Origin of the sequence: uncultured Rummeliibacillus sp., assembly GCF_934216135.1 — a bacterium.
GTDB lineage: Bacteria > Bacillota > Bacilli > Bacillales_A > Planococcaceae > Rummeliibacillus.
Genome location: NZ_CAKQBI010000017.1, coordinates 1 through 17,971, shown reverse-complemented (window position 1 = coordinate 17,971; position 17,971 = coordinate 1). Strand labels below are relative to the sequence as shown.

The window sequence follows — 17,971 nt, the reverse complement described above, 5'->3', positions numbered from 1 at the left end:
GCTTCAATATTAGTTTTCAAATTTTTGAATCATTTGGTATAGCTCTTCAGATTGTTGTTTTAATATATGAGATAGTTGGTCGATTTGTTCAATGGATCTTACTTGATCATCTGTTGCTGTTTGTACTTCCATTGCTCCTGCAGAAGTTTGTTCAGCAATAGCTGCTACCTCTTGAGATTGATGGGCCGTTTTTTCAATGTTATGTAATTGTTTCCCTACAAATTCTGAAATTTCCACAATTGAATCTGCCATTTCTTTAACCATTGCAGACATTCCATCAACAGCAGATGTTGTTTCGGAAATACGTGCTACTTCACCTTCCGCAATATTAACTTGCTCAGTCATTTTCCCAACGACTGTTTGAACATCTAATTGAATTGTTTGGATTAATTCCGTAATACCTTTTACAGCTTCTGCACTTTCATCTGCAAGTTTACGTACTTCTTCTGCTACTACTGCAAATCCTTTACCTTGTTCTCCTGCTCTTGCCGCTTCGATAGAGGCATTTAGTGCAAGCAAGTTAGTTTGTTCAGCAATGTCACCAACTAACTGAATAATTTGTTCTACTTTTAACGCGTTTTTTTCAAGTTGGTGAATATCTTTAAGAGCTAATTGGTTACCAGATGTTATTTTTTCAATACCTTCTACTAATTGGTTAATAGCATTTGTTGTATAATTTAGCTCACTCATCATTTTTGTTGATTGGTTTGATGATGTGATGGCACGTTGATTGACCTCTTCTGCCAATATACGAACATCTTCTAGTGCTTCCGCTGTTTCTTGAATAGCAATTGCAGAGCTTGTAGCACCTTCTGAAATATTTGAAATCGTTTCAGCAATCGATTCCGTTTGTTTGGAAGCTTGTTCAGTCTCTTCAGACAAATTTAATACTGTTTTGTTCGTTGTTTGGAAATTTTGATTGATACTTGCGACTATTTTACGTAGACTTACAAGCATTGTTTGAAATGCTTCTGATAATGAACGAATTTCATCTGAGCTATTTGGCATTTCTACATCTTTGCTAAGTTTCCCATCTGCAGCTTCAATTGCTACATGTTCTAGTTTTTGCAAAGGTTTTACTAATAGTGAACTGAATAATCCAGCTAAAATGCCGGACCAAATGATTCCCAAAGAATATGTAATGATTTGAAATACCCCGTCTTTTACGTTTGGGAAAAATTGAGGTTGTAAATACTCGATAAAGAAGTAACTAACACTATAAGTTATAACTGCTAAGATAGTTACAAATAGGATAAGTTTCTTTTTTAGTCCAAAAGAATGTTGCACACTTTTTTTTGCCATGCTTACTCCTCCAATATTTTCTTTTCAAGTCCATCCATCAATGTACTAAGTTCTTGGAACGTCTTGCGATATGTCTCAATATCGCCACCAAACGGATCTAATACATCTAAGTCACTCGATTCAGTGACATATTCTTTTAATGTAAATGTCTTATCCGCTACTTGTGGAAACACTTGTAAAAGTGATTCTTTATGTCCAGAAGTCATGGTTAAGATTAAATTGGCCCATTGAAGGTCTTCCAATGTAATTGGTTGTGAAGTATGGTCGTAGGAAATTTGCTTCTCCTGTAACACAATTTCCGAGTTATGTGACATGGGGCTTCCAGGCATTGCATAGATTCCTGCTGACTTCACACTGATTTCTGGTAGTTTTTTTGATTTTAAAATAGCTGCTGCCATTGGGCTTCTACAAGTATTTCCTGTACATACAAAATAAATATTCATCTGATATCCTTACCTTTCATTATATAGTAAAACACTTAATTAGTAATCTATTTTTACAAATTAAATGAAAAAATACCCATCAAAAGTAACACTACTCCTGCTATTAATTGCATGTATATTCCTATTTTTGATGGGATTTTTTTATGTAAAACTAGCGCAATATATGAAAATAGAAAAGCAAATACTCCCATACTACAAACGAGTAATGTTTCTTTTAATTGAAGCATACCAAAAGATACACTAACTGAAAAGGTATCTAAACTAGTAGTGATGGCTAATATGGTTACAGGAATTTGAGCAGCTTTATGATCTTTTACTGCTAGTAATAGTTGTACACCTATCATACTTAATAATATACCTGAAATATTTTGTGCAAGGTTTGATATATAAGCGGCAAGCCATTCACCAAAGAGAAAACCAATATAGGGGAAAATCATATGGAGAACACCTGTCCAAAGTGATAGCCAAAAGCGATATTTCACTTGGGGTATTAGTATATAAATCGTCAACACATCCATAGCTGTAATAATAGCAGCAATAATTTCTTTCACAAAGCTCCTCCATTCAATAGGAATCGTCTTTTATCCTATGAATGCTGAAACATTCATATGCTGAAATTTTAAAATGATGCTCGGGGTGGATTATATTTTTCTATTATTCGCGGGAGGATTTTAATTCTTTCCTTTTCTTTGGCGCGGACAATTAAGAGCATTTTTCTTTTGGAGGTTGTCGTTGCTTTTGGGATAGGGATTTTATTGGTAATTGGTAAATTGGTAATTGGTTATAATTTTGTTTGCTGATTAGCACAACTCGTGGGGTCTTTTGCACAACTCATGGTCCCTTTTGCACAACTCACAGCTTCTTTTGCACAACTCAGCTTCTTTTGCACAACTCATGGCTCCTTTTGCACAACTCGCAGACCCTTTTGCACAACTCACAGCTTCTTTTGCACAACTCACAGACCCTTTTGCACAACTCACGGCTCCTTTTGCACAACTCAGACCCTTTTGCACAACTCACAGACCCTTTTGCACAACTCACAGACCCTTTTGCACAACTCACAGACCCTTTTGCACAACTCACAGCTTCTTTTGCACAACTCAGGCAGTTAAAAAAAATAAAGCAGCTGTTTTCCAGCTGCTTGTTAAAAATTCCTTCTATAATATAGAGTTATTTTTGTTTATACCATTTACCGCCTGCGGATTTTTCGAGGCGATTCATAATGGCAGCTCCGACTCCTTGGGTAGTTGTAACTGTTGCAAGTACTACATCGGCTGTTGTTAAATCACATGCTCGTAATGCATGAAAAAGGTTGGCCGCCATATCTTCTTGTGTTTCTCCTAAAGTGAAAAACCAATCTGGCGTTAGTTCCTCAAAATCTTGTGGTGCTAATAGAGCAACTTTGTGTCCTTGTTGTTGCAGTTGCTGTATGGCAGACGCAACTTGGTTTTTGTCTTTTTCAATTAACAAAACCGGTGCATTTGGTGCATAATGCTTGTACTTCATACCTGGAGCACGAGGAGCACCTTGTTTTTGTTCAATATGAGTAGGTTGTTTTACTGGACCGATTACTTTTTCGAACATTTCCTTTGTAATTGCTCCTGGCCGTAAAATAACTGGTGTTTCTAATGTAAGATCAATAACAGTAGATTCTACGCCAACTCCAGTTGCTCCACCATCTAAAATCAATGGGATTTTGCCTGTTAAATCTTGTTCAACATGAATTCCTTCAGTAGGACTCGGTTTGCCACTGCGATTAGCGCTTGGAGCAGCTACTGGCTTTCCTAGTTTTTGCAATAGCTTTAAAGCAACTGAATGGTTTGGCATACGAATTCCTACTGTATCCAATCCAGCTGTTACGCTTTCTGCAAGCACATTGGGCTTAACTTTAAAAATCATCGTTAATGGGCCAGGCCAAAATGCATCCATACATATTCTTGCCTTGTCTGAAATATCCTCTACATAGTTTTCAAGCTCATCGAAAGTACCAATATGTACGATTAATGGATTGTCCGATGGTCTTCCCTTTGCTGCATAGATTTTTTTAACTGCTGTGTTATTTGTTGCGATCGCACCAAGTCCATATACAGTTTCTGTCGGAAATGCAACTAATTCTCCAGCATTTAACAAATCCACAGCTTGTGAATAACTTTTTTCGGAATCCACATTATTATCCACAATTAGACGTTGTGTTTCCATGTTGTTACCTCCCGATATTAAAGAGTTTTCAGAAAGTTATGCACAATTTGTTGATAACGTTGGTTAGATTGTGGACAATTTACCAAATATTGTGGGTAACTCTAATCTTTGTCTGAAAATAGACTCTTAAACCATTCTATTATAAAAAATTTAGGTTTTTCTTCTTTCTTTTCTTCTACCTCATCACGGTAGCAAACTTTCGGAAATAATCCACACCACCAATTATCTCCCTTTCCTGCACCGATTGTCACAACAATTGCTTGATACTTATCTTGTGCATATATCTTATCTTGATAACGCTTTGGTGGAAATAATGCATCTTTTGTTGTGACTTTAATATTGTCTGTTTCTAATTTTGTAGCTAATTTATTTTTGATCTCAGCTTCAATTGTTGATAGATTTACTTGTCCAGTAGAATTCAATACTGCTTTATCTAAGATTGGTTTGATTTCATTTACTAATTGGTGTTTATATTGTTGATCTGCAGATGAATTGCTATTGGCGATAATCCGAAATCTTGGTTGCTCTAGTTCAACGCTATATTGCTCCGTTAAATAGCTTTGAACGACCATAAGGATTAATTGTATAAGTAAAAGTGCAGTTATAAATTGCAAAAGTATTGTCACTTGAGATGGTTGTTTTGGTTGTTTAATCGTGTAATATGATAATTCTTGTGGTTGTTTGATATTATAGTAATCTTCTATCATTTGTATCCCCTCCATGAAACTATCATGGACAAATAGATTACTATTTATTCATCTATTTCACAAAAAACCATACGATTTTTTCCGTTGATATCTTTTATGATTTCAACATTGGCTTGTGGAAAGTTTTCTTTAAATAGTGCGGCAACTGCTGGGCCCTGCGCATACCCGATTTCCACACCTATAAAACTTGGTTTGGTCATTAGACTTGGAAGATTTTTTGCTAGTCTTTTATAAAGTGCTAGTCCATCATCTTCTGCAAAAAGTGCCGTATGTGGTTCATGCTCTAGTACAACTTCAGACATTTCAGCCGCTTCTTCATAGGCAATGTAAGGGGGATTAGATAAGACAACTTGCCATTTTTGTTGAGAGATTGGTACTGTTAAATCGCCCTCTTCAAAATGGATTTCTGCATTGAGCAGCTTCGCATTTTTTTTTGCTACTTTTAACGCATCGGATGAAATATCTGTTGCCGTTACTTGTAAAGTGGGGATTTCTTTTTTCATTGTAATGGCAATGGCACCACTACCTGTCCCTATATCCGCTAACTTAATGGTTGGTTGTGCACCAAAAAGTCGCTTTATCCTTTTGGTTGCTTCTAGAATGAGTTCTTCCGTTTCAGGTCTAGGAATGAGAACTGATTCGTTCACTTGAAAAGTACGGCCATAAAACTCTTCCTCACCAATGATATATTGGATAGGCATTCCCTGTGCATGAGATTCAACCATTTGCCAATAAGTTCGGCAATCCTCTTCTTCAATCTCATCATGCATACTTACTAATAATTCTGTGTACGTTTTTTTTAATACATGTTGTAAAAGAAGTCTTGCAGCAATTTCCTCTCGACCTTTATCCCGTAAAAAAGAAGAAGCCCCATTCAGGGCCTCATATATAAAATTAAAGTGCTGTGTCATTTAGTGCATCCAATTTTTTGGCTTGTTCTTCTAAAATCAATGCATCGATAATTTCATCTAATTTACCTTCGATAATTTGGTCGAGTTTTTGAATTGTTAAGCCAATACGGTGATCTGTTACACGGTTTTGTGGGTAGTTGTAAGTACGGATACGTTCAGAACGGTCCCCTGTACCAACTGCAGATTTACGTTCTGCATCGATTTCACTTTGTGCATCTTGTTGTAATTTATCATAAACACGAGCACGAAGTACTTTCATTGCCTTTTCGCGGTTTTTAAGTTGTGAACGTTCATCTTGCATAGCTACTACGATACCTGTTGGGATATGTGTCATACGTACAGCAGATGCAGTTTTGTTGACGTGCTGACCACCAGCACCTGATGAATGATAGATATCTACTCGGATATCTTTGTCTTGAAGATCAAGTTCTACTTCTTCTGCTTCTGGCATTACAACAACTGTCGATGTTGATGTATGGACACGACCTTGAGATTCTGTTTCTGGTACACGTTGAACACGGTGTGCGCCACTTTCATATTTAAATTTAGAATACGCACCTTGACCGTTAATCATAAAGACGATTTCTTTATAACCACCAAGTTCTGTTGGGTTTGCATTCATTACTTCAATTTTCCAACCTTGTGTTTCAGCGTATTTACTGTACATACGGAATAGTGAGTTTGCGAATAATGCTGCTTCGTCCCCACCTGCAGCACCGCGAATTTCCATAATAACGTTTTTATTATCATTAGGGTCTTTAGGAATCAATAAAATTCGAAGACGTTCTTCAAAGTCACGAATTTGTTTTTCTAAATCGCTAACTTCTTCTTTGACCATTTCTTTCATGTCTGGGTCAAGTTTTTCTTCTAGCATTTCTTTTGCATCAGCTAGTTGTTCTTTTGCTGATTTATATTCACGATAAACTTCTACAGTTTCTTGAATATCAGATTGTTCCTTTGAGTATTTAGCTAATTTTTTTGAGTCAGATACGATATCTGGATCGCTTAGAAGTTCATTTAGCTTTTCATAACGATCTTCAACAGCTTGTAGGCGATCAAACATTATTTTTCACCGATACCTTTCTATTTACAATTTATTTATTTGTATTATATATGTGAATCAATTTCATAAATCTATTTTTTGTTTATAAATATGAATGGTTGAATATATACGATATCCATTTACAGATTTTCAGCTATAGACAACATTTTATAGAAACTATTTAATAGAAATTAGTATCAAATGAGTCACATTCCATTTGAAAAAACTTGAGTTATGAAATTAATTCAGTTGCTGACATAAGTTACTGATATATCATTTATATCTGTACAGCTACGGCGCTCTCTTTTGTTCGTTAGGGTTAGACGAGTCGCTCATTTTTGATGTTCCTTTAATAGTATAATGAAAAAAAGCCACTATCGCTACTCTTTTAGAACGGAGAAGATTGTTATTTTATGTTTTTTCAATCATTTAGGTGTATTTCACTTGTGTTTTTGCATTACTTTATTCATATATTAACCCCGAACTTTACTTCCATTCAAAAAAGGAGCAGCTATTGCCACTCCTCTTTTCTATTTTATTATTTCACCATATTTGTTTGGCCTGCTGGTACTAAATGGTGGTGACGGCAACGAGGTTCGTATGCTTCTGCAGCACCAACTAAAATTACGGGATCGTCTACTTTTGCAGGTTGTCCATTAATAAGTCTTTGCGTTCTACTTGCAGGTGAACCACATACACTACAAACAGCTTGTAGTTTTGTTACTTGCTCAGCAATTGCCATAAGTTTTGGCATCGGACCGAATGGAACACCTTTAAAATCCTGATCAAGTCCTGCTAAAATTACACGGTATCCGTGATTAGCTAATTCTTGAACAGTATCTATAATATCTTCACCAAAAAACTGTGCTTCATCAATCGCGATTAAATCAAAATCATCTGTAAGGTAATTCCACATTTCTTTTGATTGTTCGATTGGATGAGCAATTACTGTCGAGCCATTATGACTTACAACAGCTTCTTCACTATAGCGATTATCAATTTTAGGCTTAAAGACAGCAATTTTTTGTTTCGCAAATTGTGCTCTGCGCACTCGTCGAATCAATTCTTCAGATTTTCCTGAAAACATACTGCCACAAATTACTTCAATCCAGCCGTTTTGAGTCATTACGTACATTGACCAGACTCCTTTCAAAAACATATATCCAACATCATACCGAAAAAAAGCCAAAATACCTCTCTTTTTTTCGACAAAATAATGTGTTATAGGTAGAATCAATTTCTTTATACTACATGAAAATACTTTTTATCGCAAGAAAAATACCTGCCTTGCGGTAAAGTGCTAGGCAGGTATTTTAAATTTCTAAAGAAATTATTTAAGACCGTATTTTTTGTTGAAACGATCCACACGTCCATCAGCAGACGCGAATTTTTGACGGCCAGTATAGAATGGGTGACATTCGCTGCAAAATTCAACAGTGATGTTTTCTTTTACTGAACCTGTTTTAAATGAATTACCACAAGAGCAAGTTACTGTTGCTTCTTTGTATTCTGGGTGAATTCCTGGTTTCATGTTTGGTATCTCCTCTCGCCCTGAACCATCCGGAACAGAGTATTATAAGAACTGTTGCCTTACACGACCCAGATTAGTTTGTCGCATATGCAACGCATATGAAATGCATTGTCCATAGTATAACAAGAAATTTAAAAAGGTGCAACACAAAATTAGGCTGGAAAAATAGCATACATTCTATAATGTATTAGATTAAACCTTTACCATTTCTAGCAGCTTTCATATCAGAATTCAGTGTATCGAAGAATTCTGTATTTGTCTTTGTATTGCGTAATTTTTTCAAAAAGCGCTCTGCAAAGTCTGGTGAATCTGAAAATGTCTTGCGAATCGCCCATAACTTATCTAATTGAGCTTTTGGTATTAGTAACTCTTCTTTACGCGTTCCTGAACGTCTAATATCAATTGCTGGGAAGATACGACGTTCTGCAAGATTACGATCTAAGTGTAGTTCTAAGTTACCTGTACCTTTAAACTCTTCATAAATTACTTCATCCATACGTGATCCCGTATCGATAAGAGCTGTTGCTAGGATTGTTAAGCTTCCGCCCTCTTCTATATTACGTGCAGCTCCAAAGAATCGTTTTGGTCTATGAAAAGCTGCTGGATCAATCCCACCTGATAATGTACGACCACTTGGTGGAATTACTAGATTATATGCACGTGCAAGTCGTGTGATAGAATCCATTAAGATGATTACATCCCGTTTATGTTCTACAAGACGCATTGCTCGTTCTAAAACAAGTTCTGCCACTTTTACATGATTTTCTGGTAATTCATCAAAGGTTGAGCTTACAACATCTGCTTTAACAGAACGTTCTATATCAGTTACTTCTTCTGGACGTTCATCGATTAACAAGACAATTAGTTCTGATTCTGGATATTTTTCTGTAATTACATTGGCGATTTCTTTTAATAATAATGTTTTACCTGCTTTTGGAGGAGCAACTATTAATCCACGTTGTCCAAATCCAACTGGCGCAACTAAGTCCATGATACGAGTAGATAGTTTCGTAGGAGTTGTTTCTAGTTTGATTTGTCGATCTGGGTATAGTGGAGTGAGCGCTGGGAAATGTACACGTTCTTTTGCTGTTTCAGGATCTTCTCCATTAACAGCTTCAACATGTAAAAGTCCATAGTATCGTTCGTTTTCCTTAGGAGGACGAACTTTACCAGTTACTTTGTCGCCATTACGAAGACTAAATCGACGGATTTGCGATGCAGAAATATAGATATCTTCTGAACTTGGTGAATAGTTAATAGGACGTAAGAATCCGAAACCTTCTTGTTGAATAATTTCTAATACACCTTCCATGAAGAAATAGCCTTCACTTTCAGCACGTGATTTTAAAATAGCAAAAATCAATTCTTTTTTTGTCAACTTACCATAATATGAAATCTTGTATTCACGTGCAAGCGCATACAGGTCCTTTAATTTCATATCTTCTAGTTGAGAAATAGTTTTTGTCGTCATAGGCAATAACACCACTCTTATATAATATTGTTTTACAAATTTGAATTTTGGTATGTGAGTTTTACGAGTTTTGAATGGAATGAATTTTTAAGAAGAAGCCCGGCATGACACCGGGCAGTAAAAAATTGAAGTTTAGTCTTGCATATATAGTTTTGGTTTTTTAGTTAAACTATGTCTGCCTTCGATAAAACGAACAGTACCTGATTTTGCACGCATTACAACGGATTCAGTTGTGCAGAAGCTTCCTTTAAATTGAACTCCTTTTAACAACTCTCCATCTGTTACTCCAGTAGCTGCGAAGATGGCATCATCGCCTTTTACTAAATCATCCATTTTCAACACTTTGTTGACTTCGATACCCATTTTATGGCAACGTTCAATTTCTTCATCATTTGAAGGAACTAATTTACCTTGGAACTCTCCGCCAAGACATTTTAAGGCAACTGCTGCGATTACACCCTCTGGTGCACCACCTGTACCAAATAGAATATCTACACCTGTTTCATCAAATGCTGTGTTGATAGCTGCCGCTACATCACCATCTGAGATAAATTTAATACGTGCACCAGCAGCACGAATTTGATCTACGATTGGTTGATGGCGTTCACGGTTTAATAATGTAGCTACGACATCCTCGATATTTTTATGTTTTGCTTCTGCTACTGCACGTAAGTTGTCAATAACAGGGGCTTCAATATCGATTTTACCTGCTGCTTCTGGACCAACTGCAATTTTTTCCATATACATATCAGGGGCATGGAGTAAGTTACCACGATCAGCAATAGCTAATACTGTTAAAGCATTACCGCTTCCAGCTGCTACGATGTTAGTACCTTCTAGTGGATCAACTGCGATGTCAACTTGTGGACCATTAGGGTCTGAGCCTAGTTTTTCACCGATGTAAAGCATAGGCGCTTCATCCATTTCGCCTTCACCAATTACAACAACTGCATCCATTGGAATTGAATCAAATACTTGGCGCATTGCTGTTGTAGCTGCGTCATCTGCTTCCATTTTCAACCCACGGCCCATCCATCTTGCTGAGGCGATTGCTGCCGCTTCTGTTACACGTACTACTTCCATTGATAAACTGCGTTTCATTTTTTACTGTTCCTCCCGTTTTCCAGCCTTTTTGACCGGAATCGTTTCAAACTAAATCTATTATAGCACACAGAATATTTTCTGCAGATTTTTTTCAGCTTCATCGCTTATTAACAATGTAATAAGAACTACTACAGGAAATCTACATTATCTATTGGTCACGCTGCTCTTGTTGTTCGGTTCGATTGATTCCCTACGTATATCAGCACCTATGGCTTGTAGTTTAGTGATAATATCACTATAACCACGCTCTATGTGATAAATATCGTGGATTTCAGTCTCACCTTTTGCTAGTAGCCCTGCTATAATTAGCGCAGCCCCTGCACGCAAATCTGTTGCAGTAACTGTTGCAGCTTCTAAGTTGCTAGGACCTGTGATAATGGCAGAACGTCCTTCTACTTTTGCGTTTGCATTCATTCTAATGATTTCATCAATGTGTTTAAATCTAGCAGAATAAATCGTATCCGTTACAATAGAAGAACCTGTTGCCTGTGTTAGAAGAACTGTAAATGGTTGTTGTAAATCTGTTGGGAATCCTGGATAAACAAGGGTTTTAATATCAACTGATTTTAAAGCATCTGTTTTTGGAATAAGAATCCGTTCTTCTTCTTCAATAACCTTTACGCCCATTTCCCGTAATTTGGCAGTCACTGCTTCCAAGTGTAATGGAATAACATTATCAATTATGACACCATCACCTACGGCAGCAGCCATAATCATATATGTTCCTGCTTCAATACGGTCAGGAATAATTGTATGGTTTGTACCATGTAATTCTTCAACGCCTTCGATACGAATCACATTCGTACCAGCACCTTTTATCTTGGCACCCATATTCGTTAAAAGAGTGGCAACATCAATAATCTCTGGCTCTTTTGCGGCATTTTCAATAACTGTTTTACCTTTAGCCAATACTGCTGCCAGCATAATATTAATCGTAGCGCCGACACTGCTAACATCTAAATAAATCTTCGCACCATGTAGCTCTTCAGCACGTAGATAAATGGCACCATGTTCATTAGTCACTTGAGCTCCTAATGCTTGGAAACCTTTAATATGTTGGTCAATTGGTCGAGGGCCTAAATGACATCCACCTGGTAAACCAATGACTGCTTTTTTAAAACGCCCCAACATTGCACCCATCAAATAATAAGAAGCTCGTAATTTTTTCACATTGCCATTAGGTAATGGCATATCAATCATTGAACGAGGATCGATTATCATATGGCCATCTTTAAATTCTACTTCGCCACCAATTTCCTCAAGCAATGCTTTTAATGTCCAAACGTCTAAGATTTCTGGTAATCCTTCAATCGTTACAGGAGAATTTGCCAAAATAGAAGCTGGAATTAAAGCTACTGCACTGTTTTTAGCACCACTTACTTTAATCGTTCCTTTTAGATGCTTTTCCCCTGTAATTTTATATACGTCCATGTGAATCTCCTTATATTATTTATCTTTGTTTGCCCAATCTTTCATAAATCCTTCGATACCTTTATCAGTTAAAGGATGTTTAAATAATTGTTTTAAAACTTTAAAAGGTGTTGTAGCAATATGCGCACCTGCTAAAGCAGCTTCTGTAATATGTTGTGGATGACGAATAGAAGCGGCAATGATTTGAGTTGAAATTTCGTGAATTGCAAAAATTTCAGCAATTTCACGTACTAGTTCTGTTCCATCTTGACCAATATCATCTAAGCGACCTAAGAATGGAGAAACATATGTTGCGCCAGCACGTGCAGCTAATAATGCTTGGTTTGCGCTGAAGATTAACGTTACATTTGTTTTGATACCCTCTTTTGAAAGAGTTGAACATGCAGTTAATCCATCTGGTGTCATTGGAAGTTTAACTGTGATATTAGGAGCGATTTTAGCTAATTCATGACCTTCTTTGATCATACCTTCAGCATCTAATGAGATAACTTCTCCACTTACTGAACCATCAACTAATTCTGCGATTTCTTTTAAACGATCATGAAATGAAATGTTTTTTTCTTTTGCAACTAAAGAAGGGTTGGTAGTTACACCAGAAATGATTCCCCATGCATGTGCTTCTTTTATTTCTTCAAAATTTGCTGTATCAATAAAAAATTTCAATTTATATTCCTCCTGAATGATGGAAAAAATGGAGAAGATTCGATTTTCTTACCGATGTCTTCTCCGATTCCCTTACTAAAAATATATGCTTAAGCTTTTTGTGAGCTACCAAATTCACGCATTTTGCCAATGACAGTTGCCTTGATTGCTTCACGTGCTGGTCCTAAGAATTTACGTGGATCGTAAACTTCTTTATCGTTGTCCAAAATTTCACGAATTACTTTTGTAGCAGCAATTTGGTTCTCAGTATTTACATTGATCTTCGCTGTTCCTAAAGAAATAGAACGTTGAATATCTTTTGTAGGAATACCAGTACCACCATGTAGCACTAATGGAAGTCCAGCTAAATTTGAGATTTCTTCCATTTCTTTAAAACCAAGATTTGGTTCGCCATGGTAAGGTCCGTGTACTGAACCAAGTGCTGGTGCTAAGCAATCAATTGAAGTTGCTTCAACCATCTTACGGCATTCTTCAGGATCAGCGTACATGATACCACCGATTACGCCATCCTCATTGCCACCAACTGTTCCTAGTTCTGCTTCGACAGAAACACCATGTGCATGTGCATAATCTACTACTTTTGAAGTAATTTCAATATTTTCTTCAAATGGATGATGAGAAGCATCAATCATAACAGATGTAAAACCGGCATCTACCGCTTCTTTACATTTTTCAAAACTTGAACCATGATCTAAGTGAATTGCTACTGGAACTGTCGTTTTGTAGCTTTCCATAAGTCCTTTTACCATATTAACAACAGCAACAAAGCCACCCATGTATTTACCAGCGCCTTCAGATACGCCTAAAATTACAGGTGATTTTTCTTCCTCTGCTGCTTGTAGAATCGCTTGAGTCCATTCAAGGTTATTGATGTTGAATTGACCAACAGCATAACCGTTTTCTTTTGCAGTAATTAACATTTCTTTCATTGAAACCAAAGCCATCAGTAAATCCTCCTTTAGGATATAGCATGGTATAAAATTGAATAATAACACTATCATAATAACAAAAAGAATAAGCATTGACCACCGTCTATACTTATTCTTTCAATAATTTGTTAATCGTGTCCTTCACTTCAAAAATATCAAAAGGCTTCATAAAAAAATGCTGTGCTCCAAGTTCTTTTGCTTTGCTAATTAAACTAGCATCTCCATTACCTGTCATCATTACAACTGGTAATTGTTTATGTAAATTTTTAATATAGTTTAAAATTTCCAATCCATTCATGCCAGGAATTTTCATATCAAGTAAAACAGCGTCGACTGCTCCATTTTCTAGAATTTGAATTGCCTCTAATCCGTTAGAAGCTAGTAATGGCTCATGCCCTTCTCTTTTAAAAACTTCGTTAAGTAAAAGGCGTATTCCTTGTTGGTCATCTACGATTAATAATTTTTTCACAAAACCTCTACTCCTTATTTTATCATCCTTATATTGTATTCGTGCCCATCCCTATTTTTTCCTCTTAAGATATCTACTTTTTTTAGATTTTGCAATTGAAATCTCCCCTCTTTATAATTAATGTCATGAGGTGAATAAAATGTTAAAAATGTTATCGACCCAAGTCGGCGGTTTACTATCTAAAATTGCCTCTGACAAAGAAGATGCAATCGAAGAAACCGCACGCTTACTTGCACAAGCAGGTGCTTTTGAAGGTACTGTTTACTTTGCATGCTTTGACGAATTACAAGCTATTGAGATAAATGCATTAAACGCAACTGAACCTTTTAGAAAATTACGTCCATGGACAAGTAGTGTCGAAATAAGTGATTTAGATCGCGTATGTATTTTCACACACAGTGCAAATCATCCTGATGCATTAGCGCTAGCTCACAGATTATATGATTCTTTTATCCCTTTTGCTGTTGTTGCAAATGAAAAAGAAGAAGATGCTGGCGAAATGGGTGACTTAGCATACACATATATTTCAATGGGCATTAAAAAAGGCTTGTTACCAAACGAATTAGGTGAACGAATTGTTATGCCACACACTTTGACAGCATTATTTATCTATGAAGCAATTAAAATAGCATATGATGAAATGCTAGGTGGTTTATAAAACTAAATTATTATGTACAAAACGCTCCTATTGATCACGATTAGTTTTTGCTTTCTAATTTGTCGTGATCAATTAAAGAGCGTTTTTTCTTTTAGAAAACTTTCATCCTAATAATAATGCCAGACTCTATTCAAGAATCTGGCAAGTATAAAAAATTATTATTTAACTGCTGCGCCGATGAAATCACGGAATAATGGTTGTGGACGGTTTGGACGAGATTTAAATTCTGGGTGGAATTGAGATGCCACGAAGAACTTATTGTTTGGTAATTCGATGATTTCAACTAAGCGTTCATCTGGTGAAGTACCTGAGAATACTAATCCTTCTGCTTCCATAGCTTCGCGATATTCGTTGTTAAATTCATAACGGTGACGATGACGTTCATATACTAATTCATCATTGTAAATTTGTGCTGCACGAGAACCATCTTTTAGTTTACATGGATATAAGCCAAGACGAAGTGTACCGCCTAGGTCTTCTACATCGATTTGTTCTGGAAGTAAATCGATAATTGGGTATTTTGTTTTTGGATTTAGTTCAGTAGAATGAGCACCTTTTAAGCCTAGTACATTACGTGCAAATTCAACTGTTGCAAGTTGCATACCTAAACAAATGCCTAAGAATGGTACGTCATTTTCACGAGCATATTGGATTGCCAAGATTTTACCTTCTACACCACGATCTCCAAATCCACCTGGTACAAGGATACCATCCGCATCGTTTAGTAATTCTTTGACATTTTCAGCTGTAACGTGTTCAGCGTTGATCGCATTAACTTCGATGTCAGTATCAAAAGCATAGCCTGCATGTTTAAGAGCTTCGACAACAGAAATGTAAGCATCTTGTAATTCAACATATTTACCAACAAGGGCGATTTTTGTTGATTTTTTAAGGTTTTTCACTTTATCTACAAGTTCTTTCCAATCTGTCATATCTGCTTCTGGTGCTTGGATGCCAAAGTGTTCAAGCACGATGTCATCTAAATCTTGAGATTGTAGATTTAGTGGGATTTCATATAAATGATCCGCATCTACACATTCGATTACTTCGTGAGGTTTTACGTCACAGAATAGTGCTAGTTTTTCTTTCATTTCTTGAGGAACCGGACGATCTGTACGTACAACAAGGATGTTTGGTTGAATACCAAGTGAACGTAGTTCTTTTACAGAGTGTTGAGTTGGTTTTGTTTTTAACTCACCAGCTGCTGCAATGTAAGGGATTAGTGTACAGTGAAGATATAAGACATTGTCATTTCCAAGATCACGTTTCATTTGGCGAATTGCTTCAAGGAATGGTAATGATTCGATATCACCGACAGTACCACCTACTTCAGTAATAACAATATCTGCATTTGTTTCGCGACCTGCGCGTTGAATACGGTCTTTAATTTCGTTAGTGATGTGTGGAATAACTTGAACTGTACCACCGTTATAATCACCACGACGTTCTTTTTTCAATACAGTTGAGTAAACTTTACCTGATGTTACAGTTGAATGTTTACCTAAATTGATATCGATAAAACGTTCATAGTGACCAAGGTCTAAGTCTGTTTCTGCACCATCATCTGTTACGAATACTTCACCGTGTTGATATGGGCTCATTGTTCCTGGGTCAATGTTGATATATGGGTCAAACTTTTGGATTGTTACTTCTAAACCACGATTTTTTAATAATCGTCCTAATGATGCTGCTGTAATACCTTTGCCTAGTGATGAGACTACGCCGCCAGTTACAAAAATATATTTAGTCACTGCAAATTCCTCCTTATAGGTAGTGTTCCTAAAACACTTGTAAAAAATACAAAAAACGCTCCTCCCGCAAGTAACTTGCAGGGGGAGCGTATTATTTATACGGTCAATCTCCTTTTTTAAGGAGCCCAAGTAAAAGGGTATATGATATAACCTAAATTGTCAAGAAGTTATTATTTTTCTTTATCTGCTAAATCATCATCGTCTTCAATTTCAAAGTCTTCGTCTTCAATCTCGATTTCTTCATCTTCGATTTCGATTTCTTCATCTAAATCATCGTCTTCAATTTCATCGATATCAGTAGTATCAAAGTCTTCTGTATCATCATCATCGTCATCAACGAATTCATCGAAATCTTCATCAAATTCGATTTCTTCATCTTCATGAACATCATCGACAATTGCAGCTTTCGCTTTTTTCTTACGAACTTTGACTGTTGGAGCAGTTTCTTCTTCGACTTGTTCGATGGCATACCATTCACGGATACCCCAGCGATTTTCCCCTAATACAAGAAAGCGGCCATCAATATTGATATCTGTGTAGAATTGGATAGCTGCAGCTTTCATTTGTTCTGAAGTGCGAGCACCTAATTCAATAATAGCTTCCATAATTTCAGCAAACGCCATTGGTTGATGTTTTTCTTCTAAAATAGCATATGCTAGGTTAATTAATGATTCTTCTGTTAGTTGTTCTTGAGTTAAATCACGAAGGTTCAATTCGTGCACGTCCTTTCTCTACATAAACATAATATCCATTATAAACAATTATACTTAATTTTTGCTACAATCAATTCTTCTTTTTTTCAATTCTCAATCGAGAATAGCCATAGATAAACAAGTAAAGCGCAAGAAGAAGGAATGAGATAGCGCCTAATTGCTTATCGTATATATAATAGGTTAGTACTAAGCACAATATAATAATCATGAAATGCATCACGATTTTCACTGTACCGTCACTCCTTCAAATAGTCTAATCAGTAATTTTAATAAATGCGAAAAAGAAGGCCTAATCGATTGACTAGACACTCCATAGTTATAATACATATGTCATAAATTACTCTGTTGAATAAGCATACTCCTCTATTTCCTATTCGTAAAGTAGAAGTATTGGAAAACTAATTTGAAGTGACGTTTAGTACGTTTCGCTTTTTTAGCCTTCTATCTCCGCCGGCTTGCCCCTCGTGTCATTTCAGTCCCTCGGTCGAAAGCTGAAATGACGCTTTCGATTCGGGCCTTCCAATGCATTTCGGGGCAGTTCGAGCCGGCTCCGCTTTTATTTCTATCCAGCTCCGCCGGCTTGCCCCTCGTGTCATTTCAGTCCCTCGGTCGAAAGCTGAAATGACGCTTTCGATTCGGGCCTTCCA

18 protein-coding genes are annotated in these 17,971 nt (G+C 36.5%); 1 reads left to right on the top strand and 17 read right to left on the bottom strand.

Features of this window, described 5'->3' with window-relative positions; genetic code table 11:
• Positions 1-9: 9 nt before the first annotated feature.
• From Q0977_RS11690 to Q0977_RS11620, 15 genes are all read right to left on the bottom strand, one after another.
• Positions 10-1,302 carry a methyl-accepting chemotaxis protein gene (locus Q0977_RS11690; protein ID WP_119414094.1) on the bottom strand — a complete coding sequence of 431 codons (1,293 nt, stop codon included), beginning with the start codon at positions 1,300-1,302 and terminating at the stop codon, positions 10-12.
• 2 nt (positions 1,303-1,304) lie between these two features.
• A complete protein-coding gene (locus Q0977_RS11685; RefSeq protein WP_119414093.1) occupies positions 1,305-1,745 on the bottom strand; it encodes a low molecular weight protein arginine phosphatase in 441 nt (146 codons plus the stop codon).
• Positions 1,746-1,798: 53 nt separating this feature from the next.
• The gene (locus Q0977_RS11680) at positions 1,799-2,296 is read right to left on the bottom strand and encodes a manganese efflux pump (protein WP_124217486.1); all 498 of its coding nucleotides are present in this window, start codon (positions 2,294-2,296) and stop codon (positions 1,799-1,801) included.
• 619 nt (positions 2,297-2,915) lie between these two features.
• Positions 2,916-3,944 (bottom strand): L-threonylcarbamoyladenylate synthase, encoded by a 1,029-nt coding sequence (locus tag Q0977_RS11675; RefSeq protein ID WP_299514051.1) that lies wholly within the window; start codon positions 3,942-3,944, stop codon positions 2,916-2,918.
• A gap of 101 nt (positions 3,945-4,045) precedes the next feature.
• Positions 4,046-4,651, bottom strand: coding sequence for a stage II sporulation protein R (locus Q0977_RS11670; RefSeq protein ID WP_164489541.1), 606 nt, complete (start codon positions 4,649-4,651; stop codon positions 4,046-4,048).
• A 44-nt stretch (positions 4,652-4,695) separates the two neighbouring features.
• Positions 4,696-5,562, bottom strand: a complete 867-nt coding sequence (gene prmC, locus Q0977_RS11665) for a peptide chain release factor N(5)-glutamine methyltransferase (protein WP_299514044.1) — start codon at positions 5,560-5,562, stop codon at positions 4,696-4,698.
• Positions 5,546-6,625, bottom strand: a complete 1,080-nt coding sequence (prfA, locus tag Q0977_RS11660; RefSeq protein WP_124217482.1) for a peptide chain release factor 1 — start codon at positions 6,623-6,625, stop codon at positions 5,546-5,548. Before prfA ends, prmC begins: the two co-directional genes overlap by 17 nt.
• Before the next feature lie 517 nt (positions 6,626-7,142).
• Entirely contained in the window at positions 7,143-7,739 is a 597-nt protein-coding gene (locus Q0977_RS11655) for a thymidine kinase (protein ID WP_119414087.1), read from the bottom strand.
• A gap of 195 nt (positions 7,740-7,934) precedes the next feature.
• Positions 7,935-8,135, bottom strand: coding sequence for a 50S ribosomal protein L31 (gene rpmE, locus Q0977_RS11650; RefSeq protein WP_119414086.1), 201 nt, complete (start codon positions 8,133-8,135; stop codon positions 7,935-7,937).
• 187 nt (positions 8,136-8,322) lie between these two features.
• A complete protein-coding gene (rho, locus tag Q0977_RS11645; RefSeq protein ID WP_119414143.1) occupies positions 8,323-9,606 on the bottom strand; it encodes a transcription termination factor Rho in 1,284 nt (427 codons plus the stop codon).
• Between the two features lie 132 nt (positions 9,607-9,738).
• Positions 9,739-10,707: a class II fructose-bisphosphatase gene (gene glpX, locus Q0977_RS11640; protein WP_119414085.1), complete on the bottom strand. Its 969-nt coding sequence runs from the start codon at positions 10,705-10,707 to the stop codon at positions 9,739-9,741.
• Positions 10,708-10,854: 147 nt separating this feature from the next.
• Positions 10,855-12,141, bottom strand: coding sequence for a UDP-N-acetylglucosamine 1-carboxyvinyltransferase (locus tag Q0977_RS11635; protein ID WP_119414084.1), 1,287 nt, complete (start codon positions 12,139-12,141; stop codon positions 10,855-10,857).
• Positions 12,142-12,156: 15 nt separating this feature from the next.
• Entirely contained in the window at positions 12,157-12,804 is a 648-nt protein-coding gene (gene fsa, locus Q0977_RS11630; protein ID WP_119414083.1) for a fructose-6-phosphate aldolase, read from the bottom strand.
• A gap of 89 nt (positions 12,805-12,893) precedes the next feature.
• A complete protein-coding gene (locus tag Q0977_RS11625; protein ID WP_119414082.1) occupies positions 12,894-13,748 on the bottom strand; it encodes a class II fructose-bisphosphate aldolase in 855 nt (284 codons plus the stop codon).
• 94 nt (positions 13,749-13,842) lie between these two features.
• Positions 13,843-14,202: a response regulator gene (locus tag Q0977_RS11620; RefSeq protein WP_119414081.1), complete on the bottom strand. Its 360-nt coding sequence runs from the start codon at positions 14,200-14,202 to the stop codon at positions 13,843-13,845.
• Between the two features lie 139 nt (positions 14,203-14,341).
• Here Q0977_RS11620 and Q0977_RS11615 point away from each other — a divergent pair, with 139 nt between their 5' ends.
• Positions 14,342-14,860, top strand: coding sequence for a DUF2529 family protein (locus Q0977_RS11615; protein WP_119414080.1), 519 nt, complete (start codon positions 14,342-14,344; stop codon positions 14,858-14,860).
• Positions 14,861-15,018: 158 nt separating this feature from the next.
• Here Q0977_RS11615 and Q0977_RS11610 read toward each other — a convergent pair whose 3' ends face one another.
• Together Q0977_RS11610 and rpoE are read right to left on the bottom strand one after the other, a co-directional pair.
• Positions 15,019-16,611 (bottom strand): CTP synthase, encoded by a 1,593-nt coding sequence (locus Q0977_RS11610; protein WP_119414079.1) that lies wholly within the window; start codon positions 16,609-16,611, stop codon positions 15,019-15,021.
• 170 nt (positions 16,612-16,781) lie between these two features.
• Positions 16,782-17,333, bottom strand: a complete 552-nt coding sequence (gene rpoE, locus Q0977_RS11605) for a DNA-directed RNA polymerase subunit delta (protein ID WP_367269474.1) — start codon at positions 17,331-17,333, stop codon at positions 16,782-16,784.
• Positions 17,334-17,971 lie beyond the last annotated feature (638 nt).

Bases quoted from the DNA above. Each gene is read 5' to 3' on its own strand.
- Q0977_RS11690 (WP_119414094.1), bottom strand. From the start codon at position 1,302: ATGGCAAAAAAAAGTGTGCAACATTCTTTTGGACTAAAAAAGAAACTT.
- Q0977_RS11685 (WP_119414093.1), bottom strand. From the start codon at position 1,745: ATGAATATTTATTTTGTATGTACAGGAAATACTTGTAGAAGCCCAATG.
- Q0977_RS11675 (WP_299514051.1), bottom strand. From the start codon at position 3,944: ATGGAAACACAACGTCTAATTGTGGATAATAATGTGGATTCCGAAAAA.
- Q0977_RS11670 (WP_164489541.1), bottom strand. From the start codon at position 4,651: ATGATAGAAGATTACTATAATATCAAACAACCACAAGAATTATCATAT.
- prmC (WP_299514044.1), bottom strand. From the start codon at position 5,562: ATGACACAGCACTTTAATTTTATATATGAGGCCCTGAATGGGGCTTCT.
- prfA (WP_124217482.1), bottom strand. From the start codon at position 6,625: ATGTTTGATCGCCTACAAGCTGTTGAAGATCGTTATGAAAAGCTAAAT.
- Q0977_RS11655 (WP_119414087.1), bottom strand. From the start codon at position 7,739: ATGTACGTAATGACTCAAAACGGCTGGATTGAAGTAATTTGTGGCAGT.
- rpmE (WP_119414086.1), bottom strand. From the start codon at position 8,135: ATGAAACCAGGAATTCACCCAGAATACAAAGAAGCAACAGTAACTTGC.
- rho (WP_119414143.1), bottom strand. From the start codon at position 9,606: ATGACGACAAAAACTATTTCTCAACTAGAAGATATGAAATTAAAGGAC.
- glpX (WP_119414085.1), bottom strand. From the start codon at position 10,707: ATGAAACGCAGTTTATCAATGGAAGTAGTACGTGTAACAGAAGCGGCA.
- Q0977_RS11635 (WP_119414084.1), bottom strand. From the start codon at position 12,141: ATGGACGTATATAAAATTACAGGGGAAAAGCATCTAAAAGGAACGATT.
- Q0977_RS11625 (WP_119414082.1), bottom strand. From the start codon at position 13,748: ATGGCTTTGGTTTCAATGAAAGAAATGTTAATTACTGCAAAAGAAAAC.
- Q0977_RS11615 (WP_119414080.1), top strand. From the start codon at position 14,342: ATGTTAAAAATGTTATCGACCCAAGTCGGCGGTTTACTATCTAAAATT.